The 20,055-nt window shown below is 66.4% G+C and carries 22 protein-coding genes; 12 read left to right on the plus strand and 10 right to left on the minus strand.

The window, feature by feature from the left end:
• Nucleotides 1-220 precede the first annotated feature (220 nt).
• From CBW24_RS08435 to CBW24_RS08465, 7 genes are read left to right on the plus strand one after another with little or no spacing between them, the layout of a single operon-like run.
• Nucleotides 221-1,675, plus strand: coding sequence for a glycosyltransferase family 2 protein (locus tag CBW24_RS08435; RefSeq protein WP_097373307.1), 1,455 nt, complete (start codon nucleotides 221-223; stop codon nucleotides 1,673-1,675).
• Nucleotides 1,672-2,640 carry a glycosyltransferase family 2 protein gene (locus CBW24_RS08440; RefSeq protein WP_157773156.1) on the plus strand — a complete coding sequence of 323 codons (969 nt, stop codon included), beginning with the start codon at nucleotides 1,672-1,674 and terminating at the stop codon, nucleotides 2,638-2,640. The genes CBW24_RS08435 and CBW24_RS08440 overlap by 4 nt, the downstream gene beginning before the upstream one ends.
• A complete protein-coding gene (locus tag CBW24_RS08445; RefSeq protein WP_097373308.1) occupies nucleotides 2,637-3,689 on the plus strand; it encodes a glycosyltransferase in 1,053 nt (350 codons plus the stop codon). Before CBW24_RS08440 ends, CBW24_RS08445 begins: the two co-directional genes overlap by 4 nt.
• Complete coding sequence (locus CBW24_RS08450; RefSeq protein WP_097373309.1) at nucleotides 3,686-4,774, plus strand: acyl-CoA dehydrogenase family protein; 1,089 nt, start codon at nucleotides 3,686-3,688, stop codon at nucleotides 4,772-4,774. The genes CBW24_RS08445 and CBW24_RS08450 overlap by 4 nt, the downstream gene beginning before the upstream one ends.
• Nucleotides 4,771-5,517, plus strand: coding sequence for a PIG-L deacetylase family protein (locus CBW24_RS08455; protein WP_097373310.1), 747 nt, complete (start codon nucleotides 4,771-4,773; stop codon nucleotides 5,515-5,517). Before CBW24_RS08450 ends, CBW24_RS08455 begins: the two co-directional genes overlap by 4 nt.
• Entirely contained in the window at nucleotides 5,508-6,074 is a 567-nt protein-coding gene (locus tag CBW24_RS08460; protein WP_097373311.1) for an SAM-dependent methyltransferase, read from the plus strand. Before CBW24_RS08455 ends, CBW24_RS08460 begins: the two co-directional genes overlap by 10 nt.
• The gene (locus tag CBW24_RS08465; RefSeq protein WP_097373312.1) at nucleotides 6,071-7,048 is read left to right on the plus strand and encodes a glycosyltransferase family 2 protein; all 978 of its coding nucleotides are present in this window, start codon (nucleotides 6,071-6,073) and stop codon (nucleotides 7,046-7,048) included. The genes CBW24_RS08460 and CBW24_RS08465 overlap by 4 nt, the downstream gene beginning before the upstream one ends.
• A gap of 6 nt (nucleotides 7,049-7,054) precedes the next feature.
• On the opposite strand, the gene CBW24_RS08470 is transcribed toward CBW24_RS08465, so the two are convergent.
• The 10 genes from CBW24_RS08470 to CBW24_RS08515 form a co-directional block, all read right to left on the minus strand.
• Nucleotides 7,055-7,507, minus strand: coding sequence for a (2Fe-2S)-binding protein (locus CBW24_RS08470; protein WP_097373313.1), 453 nt, complete (start codon nucleotides 7,505-7,507; stop codon nucleotides 7,055-7,057).
• Entirely contained in the window at nucleotides 7,504-9,744 is a 2,241-nt protein-coding gene (locus CBW24_RS08475; RefSeq protein ID WP_198405152.1) for a xanthine dehydrogenase family protein molybdopterin-binding subunit, read from the minus strand. Before CBW24_RS08475 ends, CBW24_RS08470 begins: the two co-directional genes overlap by 4 nt.
• Nucleotides 9,741-10,532 carry an FAD binding domain-containing protein gene (locus CBW24_RS08480; protein ID WP_157773158.1) on the minus strand — a complete coding sequence of 264 codons (792 nt, stop codon included), beginning with the start codon at nucleotides 10,530-10,532 and terminating at the stop codon, nucleotides 9,741-9,743. Before CBW24_RS08480 ends, CBW24_RS08475 begins: the two co-directional genes overlap by 4 nt.
• Nucleotides 10,525-11,052, minus strand: coding sequence for a nucleoside deaminase (locus CBW24_RS08485; RefSeq protein ID WP_097373316.1), 528 nt, complete (start codon nucleotides 11,050-11,052; stop codon nucleotides 10,525-10,527). Before CBW24_RS08485 ends, CBW24_RS08480 begins: the two co-directional genes overlap by 8 nt.
• A gap of 2 nt (nucleotides 11,053-11,054) precedes the next feature.
• Complete coding sequence (locus CBW24_RS08490) at nucleotides 11,055-12,068, minus strand: ABC transporter permease (RefSeq protein ID WP_232529625.1); 1,014 nt, start codon at nucleotides 12,066-12,068, stop codon at nucleotides 11,055-11,057.
• Entirely contained in the window at nucleotides 12,065-12,865 is an 801-nt protein-coding gene (locus CBW24_RS08495) for an ABC transporter ATP-binding protein (RefSeq protein ID WP_097373317.1), read from the minus strand. Before CBW24_RS08495 ends, CBW24_RS08490 begins: the two co-directional genes overlap by 4 nt.
• A gap of 96 nt (nucleotides 12,866-12,961) precedes the next feature.
• The gene (locus tag CBW24_RS08500; protein WP_198405154.1) at nucleotides 12,962-13,855 is read right to left on the minus strand and encodes an ABC transporter substrate-binding protein; all 894 of its coding nucleotides are present in this window, start codon (nucleotides 13,853-13,855) and stop codon (nucleotides 12,962-12,964) included.
• A 4-nt stretch (nucleotides 13,856-13,859) separates the two neighbouring features.
• Nucleotides 13,860-14,804 carry an alpha/beta fold hydrolase gene (locus CBW24_RS08505; RefSeq protein ID WP_157773160.1) on the minus strand — a complete coding sequence of 315 codons (945 nt, stop codon included), beginning with the start codon at nucleotides 14,802-14,804 and terminating at the stop codon, nucleotides 13,860-13,862.
• Nucleotides 14,794-15,777 (minus strand): isopenicillin N synthase family dioxygenase, encoded by a 984-nt coding sequence (locus CBW24_RS08510; protein ID WP_097373320.1) that lies wholly within the window; start codon nucleotides 15,775-15,777, stop codon nucleotides 14,794-14,796. Before CBW24_RS08510 ends, CBW24_RS08505 begins: the two co-directional genes overlap by 11 nt.
• A gap of 143 nt (nucleotides 15,778-15,920) precedes the next feature.
• A complete protein-coding gene (locus CBW24_RS08515) occupies nucleotides 15,921-16,832 on the minus strand; it encodes a LysR family transcriptional regulator (protein ID WP_097373321.1) in 912 nt (303 codons plus the stop codon).
• A gap of 114 nt (nucleotides 16,833-16,946) precedes the next feature.
• Here CBW24_RS08515 and CBW24_RS08520 point away from each other — a divergent pair, with 114 nt between their 5' ends.
• The 5 genes from CBW24_RS08520 to arsH are packed head-to-tail and all read left to right on the plus strand — an operon-like array spanning nucleotide 16,947 to nucleotide 20,026.
• Complete coding sequence (locus tag CBW24_RS08520; protein ID WP_097373322.1) at nucleotides 16,947-17,279, plus strand: ArsR/SmtB family transcription factor; 333 nt, start codon at nucleotides 16,947-16,949, stop codon at nucleotides 17,277-17,279.
• A gap of 9 nt (nucleotides 17,280-17,288) precedes the next feature.
• Nucleotides 17,289-17,798 carry an arsenate reductase ArsC gene (locus CBW24_RS08525; RefSeq protein WP_097373323.1) on the plus strand — a complete coding sequence of 170 codons (510 nt, stop codon included), beginning with the start codon at nucleotides 17,289-17,291 and terminating at the stop codon, nucleotides 17,796-17,798.
• A 28-nt stretch (nucleotides 17,799-17,826) separates the two neighbouring features.
• A complete protein-coding gene (gene arsB / locus CBW24_RS08530; protein ID WP_097373324.1) occupies nucleotides 17,827-18,882 on the plus strand; it encodes an ACR3 family arsenite efflux transporter in 1,056 nt (351 codons plus the stop codon).
• A 12-nt stretch (nucleotides 18,883-18,894) separates the two neighbouring features.
• A complete protein-coding gene (arsC, locus tag CBW24_RS08535; protein ID WP_088663829.1) occupies nucleotides 18,895-19,317 on the plus strand; it encodes an arsenate reductase (glutaredoxin) in 423 nt (140 codons plus the stop codon).
• Nucleotides 19,310-20,026 (plus strand): arsenical resistance protein ArsH, encoded by a 717-nt coding sequence (gene arsH / locus CBW24_RS08540; RefSeq protein WP_097373325.1) that lies wholly within the window; start codon nucleotides 19,310-19,312, stop codon nucleotides 20,024-20,026. The genes arsC and arsH overlap by 8 nt, the downstream gene beginning before the upstream one ends.
• The last annotated feature ends 29 nt before the right edge of the window (nucleotides 20,027-20,055 follow it).

Here is a 20,055-nt window from a genome sequence, read left to right on the forward strand (position 1 = left end):
CGCCGCACTTAGCGGCCAAACCGCGCCATGGCCCCGGCTGAGGCGCGGTTTTGCGAATTGTCATTTCACATTCAATTCAACCGGATTTTCGGCAAAATTGCGCCGATCCATCCGATACCGGGAACGTTTCACGCCCCCTCGCGTTTGTAAACTGCCGACGATGAAACTCAACCAGTGAGTGTCTCGCCGCGCAGTCCAATTCAATGTGTCGGGGTGATGGATGCTGTCCAGTGCTGTCTTTTGTCTTGTCTTCATCGCAGCTGCTATCGCACCCGCACCCGTGGCCATCCTGTGTGGCGGAGTGCTGTTTTTGCAGTTGGGCAAGCTGATCGCAGGCTTCGGGATACGTCCTGTCGCCGCTGTGGCATCCGCGACCGAAGCGAGCACGCGCCCGGTTTTTTCGGTGCATGTCGCCACCCATAACGAACCCCCCGACATGGTCATAGATACGCTCAATGCGTTGGCCCGGCAGGATTATCCGCGCGATCTGTTTGAGGTTATCGTGATGGATAACAACACCGGCGATCCTGCGTTGTGGATGCCAGTGCAGGCGGCCTGTGCCAGCTTGGGGCCGCGCTTTCGTTTCCTGCATCAGATGGGCGTCACGGGGGCAAAGGCGGGCGCGTTGAACATCGCGCTGACCGCGGCGCGCGCCGACGCGAGCCATATCGTCACCGTCGATGCGGATTACCGCGTCGTGCCGAGCTTCCTGTCCGAAGCCGCCGAAGCGCTGCGGGAGAGTGGGGCGGATTATGTCCAGTTTCCACAGGCTTACGCCCGATCAGACAGCCGCCCCGCTGGCGTGGATATGGAACTGGAGGACTATTTCCGCACGGATGCTGAGATGGCCGACGGGGCCGAGGCCGTCCTGCTGACCGGCACCCTTTCCGTCATCAGCCGCGCCGCACTGACATCGGTGGGCGGCTGGTCCGGCCAAACGACGACGGAGGACGCGGAACTGGGCGTGCGGCTGTGTGCCGCCGGGTTCCGCGGGCGCTATATCGGCAGCGTCACCGGCAACGGTTATCTGCCCTTTACCCTGCGCGATCTGGATGCCCAACGCTATCGCTGGGCCAGCGGAAACCTGCGGACGCTGTTTCACCATCTGCCGGTGCTGGCGCGTCCCGCAGGACGGCTGAGCCTGCGACAGGTGCGGGCAGTTGTGGCGCAGTTGGGCGCGTGGCTGAACTTCTCGCTCGTTCCCGTCGCGGCACTGTCAGGCGCCCTGATCCTGACCCGAAACCCAGACAGCATGCTGTTGCGGATCGCCGCCCTTTGCGTGCTTCTGAGCCTGACGGAAATCGCGCTTAGGTTGTTGCGGCGCGGTTTGCATGACCGGCGGCCTTTCGGTGTGGTGGTGCAGGCTTTCGCCGCCCGGCTGGCCCTTGCGCCGGTCGCGGCACGGGCAACCGTGGATGCCTGCCTGCCGATGGAATTGCGCTTCACCGTCACCGCCAAGCGCCCTGAAACCGCGATCACCCTGCGGGACGTGCCGCTGGATCGGTTGATCCTGCTGACGCTGGTGATCCTTGCGGCGCCCGCCGCAGCGGCGGCGGAACCGCTGGTTTGGCTGGCATGGGGCGCGATGGCCCTGCCGGTGCCAGCCGCGGTGATGATCCAGAAACAATTGCTGCGATACCGCACCGGGATCGCGACACAGGGAGTGATGGCATGACCACAGACGACACCGCGCCGCGCATCGATATCGTCATTCCGACGTATAATCGGGCCCATCTGATCGACACCGCCGTGCGCGCGGCGCTGGATCAATCGTGGTGGAACCGGGATGTGATGGTGGTCGATGATGCCTCGACCGACGACACCCAGCGCGTGCTGGAGCCTTACTTTGCCCATCCGCGTTTCACCTATGTCCGGTTGCGCCGCAACTTGGGCACGGCAGGGGCCAAGAACGCCGCGCTGCTGCTGACCGACGGCGCGGGCGTGACCTTCCACGATAGCGACGATATTCCGCATCGGGATAAGGTGCTGCGCCAGATGCGGGTGCTGACCCGCCGCGATGTGCAGGCCCATGACAGCCTGAACTGGGCGATGATCGGCAAGGATGCGAACAGCGAGCTTCAGATCGGGGCGGTGCTGACCCACCACGAATTGCTGCTGCCGGATGGGCGCCGCGTGCGGATCGAACGCACGCTGTCGCTGGTCGACGATATGTTCCCGAACCTGCAAATGGGGTCGGAGGTGCCGGGCGACTGGACCCATGTGAATTCGGGCCTGTTCCGGCATGATGTCTTTGCCCGGCTCGGCGGGTTCGCGGACTGCATCGAAGAGGATCGTGAATTTCGCAATCGGTTGATCCTGAACGGCGAGGTCATCTGGGTCATTCCCGATGTTTTGCTGACCAAAGTCGAAACCCCCGATAGCCTGACCCAATCCGCCGTGTCGGATTACGATAGCCCGCAACGCTGCGCCGATCGCGCCCGCGTGTGGGACAAGGTCGCGCAGTGGCGGGCGACGGGGCAGGTGGCCCCGGTGCCTGTGGATTTGCCTCATCTAGAGGTGGAATTCTGCAATGCGCCCGAACGGCTGCGCCCCCGCGACATGCCCATGACCGACGCGACCCGCGCGGCGCGCGATGCGGCTCTGCGCTGCCCAGCACCCAGCCTGCAGGCCGCGCAATGATGCCGTCCGCCTATTCAAAGCCCGTGATCGGCATCGTCGATAGCTGCGCGGGCGTGGCTTACGGACCTGATCACATGCCGGCGCGCGGCATTGGTGGGACGGAGGCGACGGTTCTGCGCATCACCCAGGCGCTCGCGCCGCATTTTCAGTTTCGCCTGTTTCAGAAGGCTTGTCTCGATACCAATGCCGCGCCCGCCCTGAACCCGATGGACGCGGCGATGACCGGTGACAGGGCAGCGCGTCCCGATGCGTTCGTGGTGATTAACTCATGGAAGGTCGCCTGCCTCCTGCGCCGCCATCACCCCGACACGCCGATCAGCCTGTGGCTACATGTACATCCCGGCCGCCACAACCGGCGGATGGGCGTGGCGCTGGCACGGGCGGGGGTGCATGTGATTTGCGTCTCGGACAGCCACGCCCGCGATTTGCGCGGGTTTCTGGACAGGCCCACGCAGCTTCGGATCGGCGCCATTCCCAACCCGGTTGAGGATACGCTGCGCCCGGATGCGACGCCGCGAGATCCCGACCGGCTGCTCTTTGCCAGCGCACCACATAAAGGGCTGGCGCAGGTCTTTGCTCAATTCGCAGCGCTTCGGAAGCATGTGCCGAGCCTGCGCCTCCGCGTGGCCGATCCGGGCTATATGGCGTGGGATACCGGCTCGGTGCCAGCAGGCGTTGAGATGATCGGCAGGCTCGACCGCCCTGAATTGCTAGATGAGATGCGCCGCGCCCTGTGCCTGTTCTATCCGCAGACCCAATTCGCGGAGACCTTTGGCCTTGTGATTGCGGAGGCCAATGCCGTCGGCACGCCGGTGCTGATCCACCGTGGCTTGGGCGCGAATGATGAGGTGGCGTCCGACCCGTCGCAGGTGATCGACGGTCACAGCGGGTACGAAATCGCCGCCCGTATCCAGCACTGGCGTGTGCAACCGCCCGAGGTGACGATGGCGGAGAGGTTCCGCCTGAGCCGCGTCGTCCCGCTCTGGCACGATCATTTGGCCGCGCTGCTGTCGCAGTGCCCTGCCACCCATGCGGAGGCCGCAGAATGAACCATCCTCGCATAGATCAGGCCGCCATGGGTGGCGCTGCCGATCTGGACGCCCTGTGCCGCGCGCTGGCGCGTCATGCCCCACATCAGCACCGCAGCGGCGACGGGATCGACCGCTCCGTCACCCTGCTGCGGCAGGCCGATCTTCTGACCGACAGCGGTGCGGCGGACCCGGCAGCGACCGCGCGGCGGCTTGTCCGCATCGCGGGGGCGAACCTGTCGGTGGCGCGGCTCTACGAAGGTCACATCAACGCGCTGCGGATTGTCGAGATGCATGGCAGCGCGGCGCAAACGGCCCGTGTGGCCGAGATCGTCGCGAAAGGCGCGTTTCTCGGGGTTTGGGGCGCCGACGGCGCGGAGCCTGTGCGCGTTGACGGGCATGCGCTGCGCGGGGCGAAAACCTTTGCCTCCGGGCTGGGCACCGTGACACACGCGATCATCACCGTCGCAGGCGACGACGCACCCCGGATCGGGTTGATCGACGTGCGGGATGCGTCCCGGCACCATCCCGGCGACTGGGCGATGCGCGGGATGCGGGCGACCCGGTCGGGGGGGCATGACTTCGCCGGGATCGAGGTGGACGAGGTCGATTGGATCGGTGCGCCCGGCTGCTATGTGACCGAGCCGGGTTTTGTCTCCGGCGTCTGGCGCATCGCGGCGCTGCAACTTGGCGCGACCTTTGGCCTGCTCGACGCGGCGCGGCGGCATCTCGGCGGGCTGGAGCGGATGGGGGCCGAGGCGCAACTGACCCGTTTGACCCCACCCATGATGCGCGCGCTGGCCGCCGAAACCTTTGTCCGGCGCGCGGCCTGTTTCGGCGAAAGCACAACCAACACCGCCACGCCGGAGCAGGGCGTCGCGCTGTCGGCGGCGGCCCGGCTTTTGACCGAGGAAATTGCCCAGCAGACCATCGCGGCGGTGGAGCAAAGCGTCGGGCTGGTGCATTTTTCGCAAGGGAGCGAAACCGGGCGCATGGCGGAGGATCTTGCCACCTATCTTCGGCAGGCGGCACGCGATGCCCTGCTGCTTCGGGTTGGGCGTCACACGCTCGATACCCCCCGCCCGGTGTGGGAGATGCTGCCATGAGCCTTGCGCCGGTGTGTGAGCTCCCCGACGATACAGCAGGATTTCAATCGATCACCCTGGCGGAGTTGGTCGGCACCGCGCCGGTTCTGATCCTCGCCCCTCACCCTGATGACGAAAGCCTCGGCTGTGGCGGGCTGATCGCCGCTGCGCGGGATCAGGGCATCCCGGTGCATGTGATCTGCATGACCGATGGCGCGGCATCGCATCCTCAATCCCGCAATTGGGGTGACGGGCGGCTTGCCACGCGGCGGGAGGCCGAACTGATCCGGGCGGTTGGCCATCTGGGCTGCGCGGCGGGGGATGTCAGTTTCCTGCGCCACCCCGATGGCTGGCTGGGCGCGCAAGACCGCGATGCCATCGCCAACTGGATCGTAAATCTGTGCGACAGAATGGGTGCCGCGTCGCTATTCGCCAGCGCCGTTATGGACCACCACGCCGATCACAAGGCAACTGCCGCAATCGCCGCCGAGGTCGCGCGGCACCGGCCTGCACTGCGCCACTGGGCTTATCCGGTGTGGTCGCGCTGGGATGACCCGGCCTACGCGCAGAAGACCGGCGGAGTTCCACGCCGCTTTGACACGCAGCTTTGGCAGAACGCCAAGCGCGCCGCCATCGACGCCCATGGCAGCCAGTTGGGCCGCGTTGTCGACGACGATCCCAGCGGGTTCGCGATGAGCCCGGGCTTCACCGAATTCTTCGCCACCGCGCCGGAGGTGTTTTTCGAGGTGTTGCCATGTCCGTAAGCGCCGATCATTTGGCGCAGCTTTACGCCGCCACCGACGATCCGTGGAATTTCCGCAATAGCCCTTATGAGCAGGCAAAGTTCGCCGCGACCCGTGCGGCGCTGGGGCGTGCGCGTTACCGGCACGGGCTGGAGCTTGGCTGTGGCAATGGGGCATTGGCGCGGCATCTGGCGCCGCAGTGCGCGGCCTATACCGGGGTTGATGCCGTGGCGCGGGCGGTCCGGGCCGCGCAACAGGCGGTGCCGGAGGGGCATTTTGTCCAAGGGTGGTTGCCGGACGACCTGCCAGACGGAGCGTTCGATCTAATCGTCCTGTCCGAAATCCTCTACTTCCTTGATCCGCCGGGGTTGACCGGCTTGGGTCAACAAATTTCCACGCGCTGGCCCGACGCGGAAATCCTGTGCGTGACATGGCTGGGCGATACCGGCCACGATCTGCAAGGTCCGACGGCGCTCGCGATCTTTGCCCGCGCGCTGGGGCCCGCGCTGGCGCTGCGCCCGGTCACGCAGGCAGAGGGCTACCGCATCGACAGACATTTGCCGGGGGCCGGGTCATGAGCGCTATCACCACCGCCATCGTGATCCCCGCGCGCAACGAGGCCCGGCGCATCGGTGCCTGCCTCGCCGCCCTGCAGCCGCAGCTGACCCCCGCCTGCCGCGTTGTTCTGGTCGCCAATAATTGCACCGACGCCACCGTTGCACGGGCGCGGGCCGCATTGGCGGAGTCACAGTTGCAGATCATCACGCTGAAATTGGAGCCGGGGCAGGGCGTGGGCACCGCCCGCCGCATTGGCTGTCAGGCCGCGCTGGACGATGCACCGCAATTGGAGCATCTGCTGACCACCGACGCGGATTGCATCGCGGCCCCGGATTGGGTTGCCGCGAACCTGGCGCATCTGGCGCGGTTTGACGCGGTTTGCGGGGCGGTTGAACCGCTTGCAGGTGAAAGCGGCATTTTGCGTGGCATGCCAGCGGAAGAAGGCTGGAACGAGGCGTGCTATCGTGCGCTGGTGCTGGAATTCTACCAGATGATCTACCCGGAGCCGCATAACCCGCTGCCCCATCACGGCGAAGCCCCGGGGGCGAGCCTTGGCCTGCGCCGCGCGGCGTATCAGCAGGTCGGCGGGTTTGCAGACCGGCGCACCGGCGAGGATCGCGATCTGATCCGGCGTATGCGGCAGGCCGGGTTCAGCGTGGCCCATGTCGCCGATGCGCGGGTCGCGGCGTCGTGCCGCCTGACCGGGCGCGCGCGGGGGGGCATGGCGGACGCCCTGCGCGACCGGTTGGCGGGCACCGATTATCTGATTGACGATGCACTGCCGCCCACACGGTGGCTGGCCGATCACGCGGCACGTGGCAGCTTGCCCGTATGGCCGCCGGAGGTTCCCGCCAACCAGCGCCTGCGCCCCTCCGACCTGCCAGAGCAGATCGCAGAGCTGACGCGCTTTCTGCGCATGCGCGCCGGTCGGGGCCGGGAGGCGCCGACGCCAGTGCCGGTCATGGACCAGCCCGCAGTGACGCATATCGGCTGAGGCGGATCAGTCCGCCGCGGCGCACAGATCATGGATGGCGTCGCGCAGGGCGGCATAGCCCGAGCAACGACACAGGTTTCCGGTCAGACGCTTGGTCACCGCCTCCGCATCGCCGCGTTCGGGGTCTTCCAGCGCGGCGACAAGGCTCACGGTCATGCCCGGCGTGCAGTAGCCACATTGCACCGCGCCACGGGTCGCCAGCCGCGCGATAATCGCGTCGGCGCGCGGGCCCAGCCCTTCGGCAGTGGTGATGCGCGCGCCGTCAAGCCGGGCAAGCGGCAGCAGGCAGGCATTCACCGGCACATCCTCCAGCAGCACCATGCACGCCCCGCAGCGGCCCACACCGCAGGACCGCCGCGCGCCGGTCAGACCCTTCTGCGGAAGATGGTCGACCAAGCGGTCAAGCGCCGCGCCGCTAAGCCGGGTTTTGAGCCCGTTGAGGGTCACGGTAATGTTCATGCCAGTCCTTTCAGTTGCTCAAGCACCCATCCCGCCGGGACGGGCAGGCAGGGTGGTGCCGCGCCCAAGGCCTCCTGCACCGCGCACAGGATCGCGGGCGCGGCGGCATTCAGGCCGATTTCCCCCGCGCCGCGCAGCCCGACCGGATCGTCGGGGTCCAGCGTCTCGATCGGCTCGACGCAAATCTCCGGCGCATCCGCGATGGTGGGAATGAAATAGCCGTCGAGATTGGTCGCCGTGAAACGCCCCTCCTGGGTGGGCAGGGTCTCGGTCAGCACAAAACCCAGCGCCTGCACCGCGCCACCTGCCATCTGCCCGTCGAACGCGCTGCGGGACAGCGGCGGGCCACAGGCGGGCACCAGCGTGATCCGGGTCACACGCACTGTGCCGGTCCAGCGATCTATCGCGACCTCGGCCCGCGCGCCGCAGGCGGTAAAGACACTATGGGCCGAAGGATGCCCGTGCGTGGCCTGCAAGCCGGGGATGGTGATGTCCTCCGTGATCCCGGCCAGCGCGGCAAAGCTCAGATCAGGCTGATTGGACCGGGCCGTGGTGCGGTAGATGCCACCAGCGCCGAAGGTCAGATCATCGGCGGCGCAGCCCAGCCGGGACGCGGCCCGCGACAGCACCGCTTGGGTAAAACCGGTCGCGCCCTTGCGGATCAGCCGCTGCGCGATCTGGCTCCCGCGGGAGGCAGAGGTCGCGCCACTGTCGGGGGCCGCCGCGCCATCGGCGTCGGTCTGTCCCAGCGCGACGGCCACGTCGTCAACCTGCACGTCGAACTGCGCGCATAGCATTCTGCGCACCGCAGTGGTCAGCCCTTGCCCCATATCGGTGAGCGACGCCACCAGCGTGATCTGGCCCTGCGCCGACAGCATCAGCCGCCCTGCCGCGCCGTTTGGGCCATCCGCGCCAAAGCCTTCGCCCTTGCGGACCAAGGCGCTGCCGCAGGCGGTCAGGTAGCGCAGCTGAGTGTTTGGGGCGGGCGCGGGCAGCGCCGCCATCCGGTCACCGATCCATGCCAGTTCGGGCTGCGGCACCATGTCTTGATCCAAAGGACCATCCCCGGTCGCGGGGGCAAGGTTGCGGCGGCGGAAGTCCAGCGGATCAATCCTCGCGCGGCGGGCCAACTGATCAATCCCGGCCTCCAGCGCGGTCTGCACCTGCGTCGCGCCAAATCCGCGAAACGCGCCTGACACGCCGTTATTGGTATAGGCCAGCCGCCCTTCCAGCCGCACGGCGGGGAAGGCATAGGCCCCTTGGATCGTCTCCATCGCGGTGTCGAGAACCTCGGGTCCGTGGCTGGCATATGCGCCGGTATCGGCCAGCACTTGCGCATCGAGCGCCAGCAGACGCCCGGCAGCATCGCAGCCCAAGCGCAGATCGATGCGAAACGGATGCCGCTTATACCCGGCGGTGATGCTGTCGGCGCGGCTCATCACCAGCCGCACGGGGCGGGACGCATGCCATGCCAATAGGGCCAGCAGCGGCTGAATATGCAGGTCTTCCTTACCGCCGAACCCGCCGCCGATCGGGCTGCCGGTAACACGCACCTGCGCCGGGGTGAGCCCCAGCAGACGCGCGACGCTGCGGGCGACGTAGAACGGGTCCTGCGACGGGGCGCGGATCACCAGGTCGTCGGCCTCGCGCCATGCGACGCCGCCTTCCAATTCCATTGCCGCGTGCATCTGGCGCGGGGTTTCAAGCTGTAATGTGATCTGATGCGCGGCTGCGGCGAAGGCCTGCGCGATGTCGCCCCGACCAAAGCTGAACCGATGGCAGAGATTGCCCTGTGGATGCACGGGCACGCCTGTCTGAAGCGCGACGGCGGGATCGCTCACGACCTCCAGCGGCGCATAGTGGACCACGATTGCGGCCAAGGCACGCGCGGCGATCTCCGCCGTTTCGGCAGCGAGAATGGCAACCGGCTCGCCATGATAGCGCACGGTGCCTTGGGCCAGCGGCGGCTGATCCTGTAGTCGCAACCCATAGCGAAACTCCGGCGGCACATCGTCGGGCCCCAGCACGACATGCACGCCCGGTATGGCGCGCGCAGCCGTCACATCCACATGCAGGACGCGGGCATGGGCGTGCGGGCTTCGCAGCACCGCGCCGTGCAGCGTGCCCGGCGGCGGCGCGTCGGCCAAGTAGCGGAAATGGCCGCGCGCTTTCGCATCGACGGTCCGGCTGAGCGCGTCCGCTTCGGTCATGGGCGGGGCAAGGTCGCGCGGGCTCATGCGACCCGTGCCCCAAGCTGCCCGGCGCATAGCGCGCGCAGGATGGCCGCGTCTTCGCTGTCCGGCGCGGCGCCAACGCACAGCGCATCCGCCACCGCAGCAATGTCAGACGGGGATGGCGCGCAGGTCACCGTCGCCACCGCCACCGGCAGCCCCTGTAGCCGCGCGGCCAAACGAAGATGCCCATTCCCTTCGCACCCAACCAGCAGAGCCCGCGCGGGGGAAAACGCGGCGCGGAAGCCGACCTTCTCGATGAACCCCGGTGCTGGGCGGATGTCCACGGCAAGGAGCAATGCGTCGGGTGGCAGGGCTTCGCGGGTGACCGGCCCCTGCGCTGTAATGAGGCGAGTTTCAAACGCCGCGCAGAACACCGCCGCATCGCCGGTTCCCCAGCACAGATTGCCGCCCAGCGTCGCCAATCCGCGCACACCAGTTGCCGCGATGGCGTCGATCAGGCCGCGCAGTGCGTCGAACCGGGCGGTCAGCGGATCGCGGCGGACCTGCTCCAGCGGCGCGTTTGCGGCGATCCGCAGCCAGCCGCCGGGCTGTTGCATCACCGCAGGCCCCATGTCGAGCCGGGAGATATCGATCACGGTTGTTTCCGGGCGGGAGCCATGCGGCGCCTCAGGCCAGCCCAGTTGCAGCGCCGTCATCCCGGCGGCGAACTGCGATCCGGCGTGATCCGCGCGCATCTGCACGGCTTCGGCAATGCTCGTCGGGCTCAGCCATTGGGGGGCAGGCCCCGCCGCCGTGGCGGGCGGGGCGCACAACACGTCCGGCTCAGGCATGATCGTCCCAGAACCCGTCTTGCAGCGCGGCGGCTTCCTCGGCCAAAAACGGACCCTTGACCACGACCGGGCGCTGCCCGGTGGCAAAGACATCGCGGCAGGGCAGGTCGAGCGTCGGATTGTCGGGGTGGTTGCCGGTCTCGGTCTTCAGGTCCGCCTCGGTCTGGCCATAGACCACACGCCCGATCCCCGCCCAATAGGCGGCACCCGCGCACATCGCGCAGGGCTCGGCAGAGGTGAACATCGTGCAGCCATTGAGGAATTCGACCGAGTAGCTTTGCGAGGCGCGGGTGGCCAGAACCCGCTCGGCATGGGCGGTCATGTCATGGCCATGCGCGCTGAACGCATTGCCCTGTTCGATCAGGATCGCGCCGTCAGGCCCCACGAGGATCGCGCCAAAGGGATGATCCCCGCCTTCGCGCGATTTCGCGGCGACGGCGATGGCTGCGCGCATGAATTCCGCATCGCGGGTTTCGTCGAACTGCGGGCTGGCAGGCGCGGAGGTGTCGGGGGCCGTCATAATCATTTCCTTTCGGAGTTGGGAAGCGACCACGGCGCGAACCGGGTCTGCACCCAGACCACGCTGCGGAACATCAGCAGGCTCAGGATGACGAGCGCGACGAGCCCGGCAAACGCCTGCGGAATTTTAAAGAAGGAGGTCGACAGACCGATGAAGTAGCCCAGCCCGGATTCGGCAGCGACGAATTCCGCGACAACGGCGCCGATGATCGACAGCGTGACCGAGATTTTTAGCGCCGAGAACAGGTACGGCAGCGCAAAGGGCAGGCGGATCTGCGTTATCTCGCGCGTGCGCCCGGCGCGCAGGGAGCGGGACAACTCGATCAGTTCTTCCGGCGTTGCCATCAGGCCGGTCGTCGTTGACACCACGATAGGAAAGAAGGTGATGAGGAAGGTGATGACCACGCGCGGCAGATCGCCCGCACCCAGCGTCACCACGATGATCGGCGCGACGGCAACCACGGGCGTCGACTGGATCACGATCAGCATCGGGTAAAGCGTGCGTGTCAGGAACCGCGAATTCGCCAACCCGATGGCCAGCGGGATGCCAACGGCGATCGCGACGCCATAGCCGATCAGCGCCACGCGCAAAGTGGCCCAGATATGGTTGACCCAGATCGCAGGCTCCACTGCAATCCCGGCTGTCACGATCACCGAAGGCGCGGGCAGCAGAAAGGACGGCACCGACAACAGCCGGGTCGCGGCCTCCCAGATCCCCAGCACGGCGAGAAACGCGAGAACCGGGGTGAAGCGGTCCAGCAGCCGCCACGCCCGCATGGCGGGGGTCGGTGCGGGCGGCGTGATCAGCGCGCGCAGACGGGCCTCGCGCGCGGCGCTGTCGGTCGCGGTGTCGGCGTTGGTGTCAAGCGGTGCAGGCGTCACCGGCGCGGGGGCAGACACCGCGGCCCCATACTGGGCACCGGGCTGGACATTGGGCTGAGCGGCAGAGGTTTCGGGGTCGCGCAGCGGCACCGGCGGTTCGCCAGCGGCGGGCAGGGAGGGGGTTGCGACACTCACGCCGGCTCTCCTTCGGTCTGATTGACGGGATGGGTGAACAGGCGACGGCGGATGCTGTTGGCCATTTCGTTGAACCGGGGATCGGCCATCGTCTCAAGGCTGCGGGGCCGGGCGAACGGCACGACGATCTCGTCGCGCACGGTGCCGGGGCGTTCGCTCAGCACAATGATCCGATCCGACAGCAACAGCGCTTCGGGGATGGAATGGGTGATGAACAGCACGGTTTTCGGACGCTCGCGCCAGATGCGCAGCAGCTCAAGGCTCATCTCATCGCGCGACAGCGCATCGAGGGCGCTGAACGGCTCATCCATCAGCAAAATATCCGGGTCCAGAAGCAGCGCCCGCGCGATGCCAACCCGTTGCTGCATGCCCCCCGACAGCGCATCCACACGCTTGTCCGCGAAATCGCCCAGCCGCACCAGTTCCAGCATGTCCTGCCCGCGGCGGCGGTCCTCCTTGCTGACGCGGCCGCGTTTGTGGCGGATGGGAAAGGTGACATTGTCGATCACCGACAGCCACGGCAGCAGGGTCGGGCGTTGAAACACGATCCCGACATCGTCGCGCGGCTCCCGCACCGGATTGCCGAACACCTCAACCTTGCCCGCGCTTGGCAGCATCAGACCCGCCAGCAGGCGCAGCAGGGTGGACTTACCGCAGCCCGACGGCCCCAGAACCGAAACGAACTCATGCCGTCCGATGGTGAAATCGAGCCCGCTCAACGCATGGGTCGGCGCGCCCGTGGTGGCGGGAAACACCTGTTCGATACTGTTGAACCGAATGGCGGGAGGGGTCTGCATGGGGCCACATCCTTGCTGGTGAAACGGCGACGGCCCGCAAGGCCGCCGCGTGTGCGTGGGTGGGGGCAGACCGCAACCGGCTGCCCCCTCGTGCCATCATTCGACGGTGGCGATCACTCTGGCCGGGTCCAGCGAGGCAGGGTCGAGATCGAGCGACCGGGCCACCCAGTCCCATGTGGTGGCAAGCAGTTCAGGATCGAACGCGCCCATACCGTCGCGCTCGCTGATCTCGTTTTCCATCAAGGGGATAGAGGCCGTCCATTGATCGACGGCGGTGGCCTCATCGACTTCCGGCACCATCTTCTTCAGCGCGGCGGCGGCGCCGGCGGGGTCGGCAATCGCGGCTTCTGTGGCCTTGGTGTAGGCGTCGAGGAAACGTGCCAGCACTTCAGGGCGCTCCGCCAGCATGGTGTCGGAGGCAAAGATCGACAGGCCGTAGCCCTCATAGCCGAAATCCGACCACGGCAGCACCTTCAGCGTCTTGCCGGTTTCGGCCAGCACCGCGTCATAGGCGGGCGCGACAGTGCTCCAGTTGATCGTCGCGTCCATCTGCCCGGTGGCCAGCATCGGGGCCAGCGCGCCGGGATCGACCTTGGTGGCGACGATGGCATCGGGGGCGAGGCCGTTCGCCTCCAGCAGCAGCGGCCAAACGACATTGGAGGAGGAGAAGGTCGCGGTGGCGAGGTTCTTATCCACCAGATCCGCGATGCTTTCGATGCCGGAATCTTCGGTGGTAAAGATCGAGTCGGGCTGGATCGTGTAGACCGACAGAACCGCCTTGACCGGCACATTTTCGGTCGCGACGGCCTGAAGCAGGGCCGCCAGACCGCCAGAGCCGACATCGGCGGTGCCGGTGGCCAGTTTGGTCACCACATCCGAGGAGCCGCGCCCGACGGCGATGGAGACATCCAGACCCGCCTCCTCGAAAATGCCGTTCTCGACACCGTAATATGCGGCTGCCTTATCGCCGGCGGGCAGCCAATCAATCATGAAACTAACGCTGTCCGCCGCTTGGGCCGCAGCGCCCGTCGCAATGAGGCTGGCCGAAACAAGCAAGGTGCCGAGTGTTTTCATCATTCTCTCCGTTGGTGTCATGCCCGATGCGCGCGGCTGTCGGGTCAAGGGGGGAAACAGGGGTGAGGGCGCGGGCAATCCGCGCCGCCGGGCAGGGCTCGCGCCGCATGCGCCGGGCTTCGTCATCGCGGGCGCCGGTCAGAAATGGGATCAGCTGATCGGCCAGAAGTTGCGGCGCGGACAGTTGCGGCACATGGCCGGTCGGCACCGCGGCGACCAATGCGCCGGGCATCAACGCCTGCATCCGGCGCTGCACCGCCAGCGGCAGGGACAGATCCTCGGTCGCCTCGATGTAAAGCCGGGGCAGGGCGCGGATGCGCGTCACCGACGTCAGCCGGATCGCGCGGGCCCCATCCCCCTGCGGTGTCAGTCGGGCGCTGGCCTCCCGCGCAGTCTGCGACGGGCAGTCGTTGAAAAAGATCGCCTGCGCCGCGACGGCGGGCACCTGTGACACGCGCCTGTCCGGCGACCATGTCAGATGCGGGGTGATGCCATGCCCGGTTTCGCACTCCCCGGCAGTCATCGCCTGCACTTCGGCAAAGCTGGTCTGCGCGGGCAGCATCATCCCGGCGACATAGGCCAGACGCGCAACTTTCGTGCAACGCTCGGCCCAGGCGGAGGCGATGAGCCCACCGCCGGAATGGCCGACAACACTGACCCTCTCGAACGGCGCGGCGCAGGCGTCGAGATGGTCCAGACAGGCCTCCAGTGTGACCGTCGCCGGATCATGCCCATCGGCGCCGTTGCCGGGCAGGTCCACCGCGATCACGGTCAGCCCGCGCGCGGTGAGCAACGGCACCAGCCGCTCCCACGCCCACGCCCCTTGCCACGCGCCATGGACCAGCAGGACCGCCTCAGCGGACATAGGTTTTCCGATACATCGATTGCAGGTGATCCTCGACCGTGACCGCCGGGTATTTCGGGGTCTCGCCCGCGCCGAGGCAGGTGGAGATGCAGCGGACCTCATAATCGGGATTGCCGACATAGAAGAATGGGATCGAATACCGTTCCCGCCCCGATGTGTTGATCACTCGATGAAGGGTGGAGCGGTAGCGGTCGTTGGTCCAGCGCGCGATCATGTCACCCAGATTGACGACAAAGGTGCCGGGGATCGGATCGGCATGGATCCATCCGTCCGAGGCCGCGTCAAACACCTGCAACCCGCCGTTATCGTCCTGCATCAGGATCGTCAGGCCGCCGAAATCGGTATGCGCGCCCGCGCCGCGTTCCTCTGGCGCATCGGGGCGTGCGGGCGGGTAATGCAGCAGCCGCAGCGTGGCCAGCGGATCGTGGCAATAGCCGTCAAAGCTGTCGTCGGGCAGGTCGAGCGACAAGGCGATGCCGCGCATCAACGTCTCGCCCAGTCCCGACAGCGCCGCGAAATAGGCGCGCATGGTAGGCTGGAAGCCGGGCAGATCCGCAGGCCAGATATTGGGCCCGCGATTGAACCGCCCCGCCGCGACACGGGGATCGCTTTCGGGCAGTTCGACGCCGATATAGTAACCTTCCTTGCGGTCGGGCATGGCGCCGGGTTCAAGCGTCTGACCGCCCAGCGTCTCATAGCCGCGATTGCAGCGGGAGTTGGACTTATCGAGCGCGTCCTTCTGCGCGTCGGGCAGATCGAACAGCGCGCGAGTTTCAGCGAATGCCGCGTCGAGCAGCCCCTGCGGGATGCCGTGACCCGCGCAGTAAAAGAACCCTTTGTCGAGGCAGGCGGCGCGCAGCGCCTTCCCAACCGCCGCGCGCCGGGCCGGGTCGGAGGAGGCCAGGTCAGCTACGTCGATGACAGGCAGGCTTGCGGTTTCGACGCGGGCGGCGGTGAGCGTTGCAGGGGCCATTGTGATCTCCAATCTTCGTTGGGATCAGGCATAGGCTACGGCGCATTGATCTAAAAAGAACAGAATATCGCTCGGCCCGATGCCGTTTTGGCATCGCTGCCCATTTGTGCAGGAGGCGGGAGGTCTGCTCGCGCTGGGGCGGATCAGGAAAATTCCTGCCCCTGCATCTCGGCGATCAGCACCTGCAAAAACAGATCGATCGCCCCGGGAAGGGAGCGGCCCGCGCGCACATAAATGCCAAGCTCCGACCAGATCGGGCCGCGGTTTGTCTCCAACGGCACATGCACCAGACGTCCGTCCGCAATCGCCGTTTCCAACCCGATCGGCGTTTGAAAGCCAACCATCGGCGGGGTCATCGCCAGTTGCCGCGTCAGATCTATGGAGTCGGTCACGATGGCGGGGTCCACCGTGCGGCCCAGCGCTTGCACCTGCGGTTCCAGCAGGGCCGCGATTGACAGGTCGGACCCGGCCCAGATCAAGGGATATTCGCAGCAGGCCGAAAGACTTACCGACGCTCGCGACGCCAACGGATGCGCGGGGGCCATGATCGCGCCCAGCTTGAACTTTGCCATATGGGACTGCCGCACACGGGGGCTGTGAGGCAGTGAAAATGCGATGCCCACATCGGCGCGCCCATCCTCCAACGCCTCGGGGATGACCCGCGACCCCATCGTGCGCGCGGTCAGGCGGATGCGCGGTGCGATCTGGCTCAGACGGCGCACGACCGCAGGCAGGAGCGAGGCACAAACCCCTTCGACAGCCGCGACCGACACATGCCCGACCCGCGCCCCGCGCAGGGCGGCAATGTCCGACCGCGCGCGTTCCAGATCCTGCATCACCACAATGACATGGCGCGCCAGCATTTCCCCCGCAGTGGTCAGAACCACGCCGCCGGGACGCCGTTCGAACAGCGGCACGCCGATCTCGTCTTCGAGCTTCAGGATCTGCCGGTTCACGGCGGAGGAGGCGACGTTGAGTTGCCGCGCGGCTTCGCGAATCGAGCCCGCGCGGCGCACAGCATCAAAATACAGGATGGCGGGGGCGTGTATCCGCATGGCGTTACCTTTGCTGGCCTTGTCAGCCGGGGTATCGCAAAGACCGGCTGGAGGGAACGGGGCGGCTGAGATTGCGGATTGACTAATCGCTAACGATTCAATAATTCCTGATATATGGATAAAAATAACGCCCTCGACGCCTTCGCGGCGCTTAGCCAACCCACCCGGCTCGATGTGTTTCGCTTGCTGATCAAGGCAGGCGAGCCCGGCATGTCGGCGGGAGAGATCAGCAGCACACTGGACGTGCGGCAGAACACGATGTCGGCAAACCTGTCGATCCTGTCGCGCGCCGGGCTGATCCGCAGCACCCGTGAAGGCCGCAGCATCCGCTATTTCGCCGATATGGACGGCATGCGCGGGCTGCTGGCGTTTTTGATGGAAGACTGCTGCGGCGGCCAGCCGGAGCTGTGCCAACCCGTAATCAACGAACTTGCCTGTTCCTGCTAGGAGGCTGAGATGCCCGAGCCTGTTCACAACGTCCTGTTTCTTTGCACCGGCAATTCCGCCCGGTCGCTGATGGCGGAGGCGATCCTCAATCGCGAAGGGGCGGGACGTTTTCGTGCGTTTTCCGCCGGATCGCAGCCGGGGCCTGCGCCCCATCCCTTTACGCTCGAACTGCTGTCCGGGCTGAACCACGACACCAGCTTTGCCCGCTCGAAAAGCTGGGATGAATTCGCCGGGCCTGACGCCCCGCGCATGGATTTCGTCTTTACCGTTTGTGATCGCGCGGCGGCGGAGCCCTGTCCCTTTTGGCCGGGCCAGCCGATGAGCGCGCATTGGGGCGTGCCGGACCCGGTTCAGGTCGACGGTCCCGAGCCGGTCCGCCGGGTCGCCTTTTCCGAGGCCTACCGCATGCTGCGCAGCCGGATTTCAATCTTTACCAGCCTGCCGATGGCGACGCTGGACCGGGTGTCGCTGCAACAGCGGCTGGACGATATCGGCCGCACCCCTGCCAGAGCCGACTGACCTTCCCCCAACAATACCGGACGATGACATGACTGATATGACTTCCCCCGCGGCGGCGGGGCTGGGCACGTTTGAGCGCTGGCTTTCCGTTTGGGTGGCGCTCGCCATCGGCGCGGGGCTGTTGTTGGGCAATCTGATGCCGGGGCTTTTCGGCTGGCTTGCCGGGCTGGAGGTGGCTTCGGTCAACCTGCCGGTGGCGGTGCTGATCTGGGCCATGGTCTATCCGATGATGGTCGGCGTCGATTTCGGATCGCTGGCACGGGTGGGTGAGAAGCCCAAGGGGCTCATCATCACGCTGGTGGTCAATTGGCTGATCAAGCCGTTCACCATGGCCGCGCTTGGGGTTCTGTTCTTCGAATACGTCTTTGCCGGGCTGATCCCCGCCGATGATGCGCAGGCCTATCTGGCCGGGGTGATCCTGCTGGGGGCTGCGCCCTGCACCGCGATGGTGTTCGTCTGGTCCAACCTGACGCGCGGCGACGCCACCTACACGCTGGTGCAGGTCAGCGTGAACGACGTAATCATGGTCTTTGCCTTTGCGCCTATCGTGGCGTTTCTGCTGGGCGTGACCGACATCGTGGTGCCCTGGGACACGCTGATCCTGTCGATCGGGCTTTACGTCGCGCTGCCTTTGATCGCGGGCTATCTGACACGGGCCAAGCTGGTGCGCGCCGGGGGCGAAGCCGCTGTAGACCAGTTCAAATCCCGTGTGCAGCCGTTCTCGATCCTCGGCCTACTGATCACTGTGGTGCTGCTGTTCGGCTTTCAGGGGGAGGTCATCCTTGACCGGCCCTTGGTCATTGCCCTGATCGCGGTGCCGCTGCTGATCCAGTCCTATGGCATCTTCCTACTGGCCTATGGCGCGGCGCGGGTCTGGGGCATTCCGTTCAATGTGGCCGCGCCCTGCGCGCTGATCGGCACATCGAATTTCTTTGAACTGGCCGTCGCGGTGGCGATCAGCCTGTTCGGCTTGGGCTCCGGCGCGGCGCTGGCCACGGTAGTCGGTGTGCTGGTCGAAGTGCCGGTGATGCTGTCGCTGGTGGCTTTTGCCAACCGCACGCGCCACTGGTTCCCGGCAGCATAGGGGCGCGCCGCGATGAGCACGGTCATTCATCACAACCCGGATTGCGGTACCTCGCGCAATGTTTTGGCGATCTTGCGGGCCGCCGGGACGGAACCGGTAATCGTCGATTACCTCGCCACGGGTTGGACGCGCGGGCAACTGCTGGCGCTGTTTGCAGCGGCCGATCTGACCCCGCGCAGCGCGCTGCGCACAACCCGTTCGCCCGCGGCGGAGCTTGGCCTGCTGGACCCCAAGGTCAGCGATGCCGCGCTGCTGGAGGCGATGCTGGTGCATCCGGTGCTGGTCAATCGGCCCATCGTCTGCACCCCCAAGGGCGTGCGCCTCTGCCGCCCAAGCGAGACGGTCCTCGACCTACTCGATCACCTGCCGCCCGGCCCGTTGGCCAAAGAGGACGGCACCCTGATTATTGACGCCAAAGGACACCGCGTTGCCTGATACCCCGAACCTCGACCCCCGGCATTTTCATCCCACCGATACAGCGAAGTTGCAGCCCGGCGCACCGCTTGAGCATCCGCCGCGGTTCCTGCTGCTCTACGGATCGCTGCGGGAGCGCTCGTTCAGCCGGTTCATGGTGGAGGAGGCGGCACGGGTGCTGTCCGCGCTAGGCGGCGCTCCGCGCATCTTTGACCCTTCGGGACTGCCTCTGCCCGACGATGCCGGTGCCGACGCCGATCATCCCAAGGTCGCGGAACTGCGCGATCTGGTGGCGTGGTGCGACGGCATGGTCTGGTGTTCGCCCGAACGCCATGGCGCGATGACCGGTATCATGAAAACCCAGATCGATTGGATACCGCTTTCGGTCGGCGCGGTGCGTCCGACGCAGGGCAAAACGCTGGCGGTGATGCAGGTCTCTGGCGGCTCGCAAAGTTTCAATACCGTCAACCAATTGCGCATTCTGGGACGGTGGATGCGGCTGCTGACCATCCCGAACCAAGCGTCCACGCCCAAAGCCTTCCAGCAATTCGACGAGGCGGGGCGCATGCGGCCCTCACCCTTCTATGACCGTGTCGTCGATGTGATGGAGGAGTTGATGAAGTTTACCGCGCTGACCGCGCCTATTCGCGATCATCTGGTGGATCGCTACAGCGAACGCCGGGAAAGCGCGGAGGAACTGACCGTGCGGGTGAACCAGACCGCGATTTAAGGGCGAGCAGGAGGACGCGCGCAGCGGGG

The sequence above is a fragment of the Pacificitalea manganoxidans genome (assembly GCF_002504165.1).
Classification (GTDB): Bacteria; Pseudomonadota; Alphaproteobacteria; order Rhodobacterales; family Rhodobacteraceae; genus Pacificitalea; species Pacificitalea manganoxidans.